Annotated in this window: 5 protein-coding genes and 1 pseudogene; all 6 read left to right on the forward strand. The window is 52.5% G+C overall.

Annotated elements, in window-relative coordinates; all coding sequences use genetic code 11:
- Positions 1 to 225, forward strand: a pseudogene (locus tag QZ197_RS14830) (branched-chain amino acid ABC transporter substrate-binding protein); the annotation flags it as partial.
- A 119-nt stretch (positions 226 to 344) separates the two neighbouring features.
- Positions 345 to 1376 (forward strand): branched-chain amino acid ABC transporter permease, encoded by a 1032-nt coding sequence (locus QZ197_RS14835; RefSeq protein ID WP_296432929.1) that lies wholly within the window; start codon positions 345 to 347, stop codon positions 1374 to 1376.
- 2 nt (positions 1377 to 1378) lie between these two features.
- Entirely contained in the window at positions 1379 to 2581 is a 1203-nt protein-coding gene (locus QZ197_RS14840; protein WP_296432930.1) for a branched-chain amino acid ABC transporter permease, read from the forward strand.
- Positions 2582 to 2594: 13 nt separating this feature from the next.
- On the forward strand, positions 2595 to 3353 hold the full coding sequence (locus tag QZ197_RS14845; RefSeq protein WP_296432931.1) for an ABC transporter ATP-binding protein: 759 nt from the start codon (positions 2595 to 2597) through the stop codon (positions 3351 to 3353).
- Between the two features lie 11 nt (positions 3354 to 3364).
- A complete protein-coding gene (locus QZ197_RS14850; protein WP_296432932.1) occupies positions 3365 to 4114 on the forward strand; it encodes an ABC transporter ATP-binding protein in 750 nt (249 codons plus the stop codon).
- A 113-nt stretch (positions 4115 to 4227) separates the two neighbouring features.
- Entirely contained in the window at positions 4228 to 4563 is a 336-nt protein-coding gene (locus QZ197_RS14855) for a hypothetical protein (protein ID WP_296432933.1), read from the forward strand.
- The last annotated feature ends 33 nt before the right edge of the window (positions 4564 to 4596 follow it).

The raw sequence follows: 4596 nt of genomic DNA on the forward strand, positions 1-4596 counted from the left end.
GAAGACTTCGACTTCGACGGCATGGGCAACGGTCCAACATCTTACCGTGGCGCCGATCACCAGTGCTTCAAAGACGTGTTGGTCATGAAGGGTACAGACAATCCAACGAACCAGTTCGATACACTGGAGATCGTGGAAGTCACGCCGCGTGCACAGGTTGAGTACGAACCAGACCACCCCATGTTTGCGGGCGGCGATCTGGGCGAATGTAACCCTGGCGCATAAGCTAACCAAATCCGAGACCGGCGCAATGTGCCGGTCTCACCTACCTCGGGGGATCGGGGGCTAGACGGCCACCATTGGGTGCGCCGTATCAGTCAAGACTGGTGAAAAAGGCGAGGTCAATGGACGATATTATTCTACAAATTCTGAACGGGTTAGACAAAGGGTCTGCTTATGCTTTGATTGCCTTGGGTCTGACGTTGATCTTTGGGACACTGGGTGTGGTCAACTTTGCCCACGGAGCCCTTTTCATGATCGGAGCGTTCTGCTCGGTTACGGTGTCACGTGTTTTGTCTACGAGCTTCGTAATAATTGACGAGACCCAGACAGATTTTCTTGGCAATCCGCTCAAGGTCGAAACGCCGTATGTACATGCATGGTTCGGCCCGGAATTTGGTGCATCACTGATTGACTGGGCGGTTCCGATCGCCATTGTCTTCGCCATCCCTTTCATGGTCCTTGTCGGCTTCGTTATGGAACGCGGTCTGATCAAACATTTTTACAAACGACCTCACGCGGATCAGATTCTTGTGACCTTTGGACTTGCAATTGTCATCGGTGAGATCATCAAAGCCAACTTTGGCGCAAACCCAATCCCTACCCCTGCCCCTTCTGCTTTTGCGGGTGCTATGGATTTTGGAGTCATGTTAGGTTTTGAACCCAACGCCATAATTTATCCAATTTGGCGCTTCGTCTATTTCTTGTTCTCAATGTTTATTATTTTCGCTGTGTTTGCCTTCCTGCAATTCACAACATTTGGCATGGTTGTCCGTGCGGGTATGGCAGACCGCGAAACCGTCGGCCTACTGGGCATCGACATCGACAAGCGCTTTACCTTTATGTTTGGCCTTGCCGCGGCGGTAGCTGGTTTGGCCGGTGTGATGTACACGCCGATCTTGTCGCCGAACTATAATATTGGGATGGACTTCCTAGTGCTGTCGTTCGTTGTAGTTGTTGTTGGCGGTATGGGGTCATTACCCGGCGCTGTGCTGGCTGGCTTCATGCTGGGTATTTTGCAGTCGTTCGCATCCATGAACGAGGTCAAATCAATACTGCCCGGTATCGACCAAATCATCATCTATCTTGTTGCAATCATCATCTTGCTGACCCGGCCACGTGGCCTCATGGGACGCAAGGGCGTGATGGAGGAATAATCATGTTTGGTATGAACAGAAAAGATACAATACTCTTCGTCGTCGTTTGCGTGATGGTGCTACTGGCCCCTATCTTCCTAAACCCCTTCCCTACGGAAAGCGCGTTTTCGCAGTTCAACGCGGGCTACCCTGCCCTTATGCAACGCTTTGTCATCTTTGGCATTCTGGTCATCGGGTTTAACATCCTCTTCGGCCTGACAGGGTATCTGTCCTTCGGACACGCCGCGTTTCTTGGTGTGGGATCGTTTGCCGCCGTTTGGATGTTCAAACTGCTGTCCTACAACATCGTCCCTGCCATCGTCTTGTCAGTGGTTGTTTCGGGTCTGTTCGCGGTCGTCATCGGCTATGTGTCACTACGTCGGTCAGGCATTTATTTTTCAATCCTAACGCTGGCCTTTGCCCAGATGATGTATTCAATCGCCTATTCTGACCTTGTCGGCAAAATCCTCGGCTTCCCGATCACTAACGGTGAAACCGGGTTGCAAGTCTACAACGATGATCCACAATTCCTTTTAGGAAATGGCCCGACGACGCCACACTTGTTTGGCTGGGAAATGAACGGGTCCGTTACATGGGACATCGGCGGCTGGAGCTTTGTGTTCCATAACGGCTATTACCTTGCCGGGTTGTTCATGATCCTGTCTTTCTACATAGCGATCCGGATTTTCCGCTCGCCATTTGGTCTGATCCTGCGGTCAATAAAATCAAACCAACAGCGACTGAACTACATGGGCGTATCAACACGGCCTTATATGCTTACGGCTTTTGTAATCTCTGGCATGTACGCTGGTCTGGCCGGTGGTCTGCTGGCTTCAATGGACCCTTTGACAGGGGCGGAACGTATGTTCTGGACCGCATCAGGAGAGATCGTGATAATGTCGATCTTGGGTGGTGTTGGGACGCTGATCGGTCCGATCCTTGGCGCTGGTGTGATCAAATACATGGAAAACATCATCTCTACAATCAACGACACAGTGGTACATGGATGGTTTGGCTTTATGCCCGATGGCCTTGAGGATTTCGTGGTTGCCATTGTTCACCCGTTCATCGGAAAAGGCTGGCACCTGACTTTGGGCCTTGTGTTCATGGCGGTCGTAATCTTCCTGCCCGGTGGTTTGGTTGAGTTGGGTCAGCGCATTGGCGCGAAGTTCAGCCGCAAGAAAACAACTGACGTCGCGTCCAGTACCAAGACGCCAGCTGAATAAGGAGATTTGAGATATGGGCATCCTTGAAATTAAAGGCGTCAACAAACGCTTTGGTGGATTGCAAGCTTTGGGTGACGTGAACCTAAGCATTGCTGAGAACACGGTCCACGCGATTATCGGCCCAAACGGGGCCGGTAAATCCACGCTGCTGAACGTGCTGGTTGGGAAATTGATCCCGGATAGTGGGTCTGTGATGTTCGACGGCCAATCTATCCTAGGCCGTCAGCCTTACGAAATCAATCAGATGGGCATTTCTCGGGTGTTTCAAACGCCCGAGATTTTCGCGGACCTGACCGTGTTCGAAAACGTAATGATCCCATGCTTTGCTAAGCGCGATGGGGCCTTTCGGCTTCACGCATTGGGCAGCGTGGGTCACGAAACGGACATCCACGAAACCGCCGAGGCCATTCTAGAAGACGTCGACATGCTGGAAAAGCGGCACATGATCGCCTCCTCCCTTTCGCGAGGTGACAAGCGGCGGTTGGAAATGGCGATGTGTCTGGTGCAAAAACCGCGTTTATTGCTGTTGGACGAACCCACCGCCGGTATGGCCCGCGCGGACACCAACAACACAATCGACTTGCTGAAAGAAATCAAAGCGAAACGCGATATCACGATGGCGATTATCGAGCACGACATGCACGTAGTGTTTTCTTTGGCGGAACGCATCACTGTGCTGGCCCAAGGCACGCCATTGGTCGAAGATACGCCTGAAAACATCAAAGGCCATCCGAAAGTGCGCGAAGCGTACCTTGGCGAAGCACAGGTGTAAGGAACAACCCCATGAACCAGCCATTCAATAATAACGCCAATAACGCGGCTACTCATCCCGCTTTTCTGAGCGTCTGGGAAATCGAAGCGTATTACGGCGAAAGCTACATTGTTCAAAACGTCAGCTTTAACATCCACGAAGGCGAAATCCTGGCACTGCTTGGACGTAACGGCGCGGGCAAAACTTCAACCTTGCGCGCCATTGCCCGCCTTGAAGATCCCGCCCTAAAGCATGGTGAAATTTGGTTGGACCATCAGCCGTTGCACCAAATGAAGGCGCATCAGGCATCTGCTGCGGGGATTGCGCTTGTGCCGGAGGATCGGCGCATCATTGCGGGCCTGACGGTTGAAGAAAACCTGCAACTTGCCCAAATTGCACCGCCGATTGGATGGTCTCTGGAACGCATCTATGATCTTTTTCCCCGCTTGGGCGAACGCCGCAAACAAGATGGCGTGACACTTTCAGGTGGCGAGCAACAGATGCTTGCGATCGCACGCGCCCTTGCCCGTGACATCAAGGTCCTGCTGCTGGATGAGCCATACGAAGGCTTGGCCCCTGTTATCGTGCAGGAAATCGCCAAAACACTGGGGATTATCCGTGATCAGGGCATCACGACTGTGATCGTGGAACAAAACGCCGTTGCAGCCCTAAAGCTTGCTGACCGCGCCGTGATCTTGGACACCGGCACCGTGGTCTTTGACGGCTCAGCCGCCGAAGTGCTTGAGAACGACGAACTGCGCGCGCAGTACCTCGCGATCTAATCCAGCACACGCGTTAATCTAAAATCGAAGGGAGTTCGCTCCCTTCGATTAATCATTTGGTAAGCCACAGCGCTGATTCCATCCCTGTTAATGTTTAAAACGGGGATTACCAAATGGACACGTCACTCAATCTTCCAGCGACACAAGCGGTTCCATCCGCGCCTTCACCTGTGCTTGATCGATCTGTCACGACCAAACTCGCCCCTATCGATGCCCAAGACAGTGCGGCGACACGCCCAACAGAAAAGCCGTTTGTTGCACAAGTTGTGAATGCACGGCTGTCAGGCGTGGATTTTCCACAAAACCCCAGTGAAATCACCCCGCAAGACCGTACGCTGCGGCCCTATGACGTGCCAATGCTGCCCTATTCCGCAAAGCCCCCAACGCCCGAAGCTACGGGTCAGACCGGACACAGCGGCGCACCATTGATCAGCAAAACGGAACCCTGAAAAAATTCAAACACAGGTGTACTTTCCACCTTC

Origin of the sequence: Yoonia sp. (assembly GCF_017854415.1) — a bacterium.
Taxonomy (GTDB): domain Bacteria; phylum Pseudomonadota; class Alphaproteobacteria; order Rhodobacterales; family Rhodobacteraceae; genus Yoonia.

Coding starts and splice junctions, on each gene's coding strand:
- QZ197_RS14835 (WP_296432929.1), top strand. CDS start 345: ATGGACGATATTATTCTACAAATTCTGAACGGGTTAGACAAAGGGTCT.
- QZ197_RS14840 (WP_296432930.1), top strand. CDS start 1,379: ATGTTTGGTATGAACAGAAAAGATACAATACTCTTCGTCGTCGTTTGC.
- QZ197_RS14850 (WP_296432932.1), top strand. CDS start 3,365: ATGAACCAGCCATTCAATAATAACGCCAATAACGCGGCTACTCATCCC.
- QZ197_RS14855 (WP_296432933.1), top strand. CDS start 4,228: ATGGACACGTCACTCAATCTTCCAGCGACACAAGCGGTTCCATCCGCG.
- QZ197_RS14845 (WP_296432931.1), top strand. CDS start 2,595: ATGGGCATCCTTGAAATTAAAGGCGTCAACAAACGCTTTGGTGGATTG.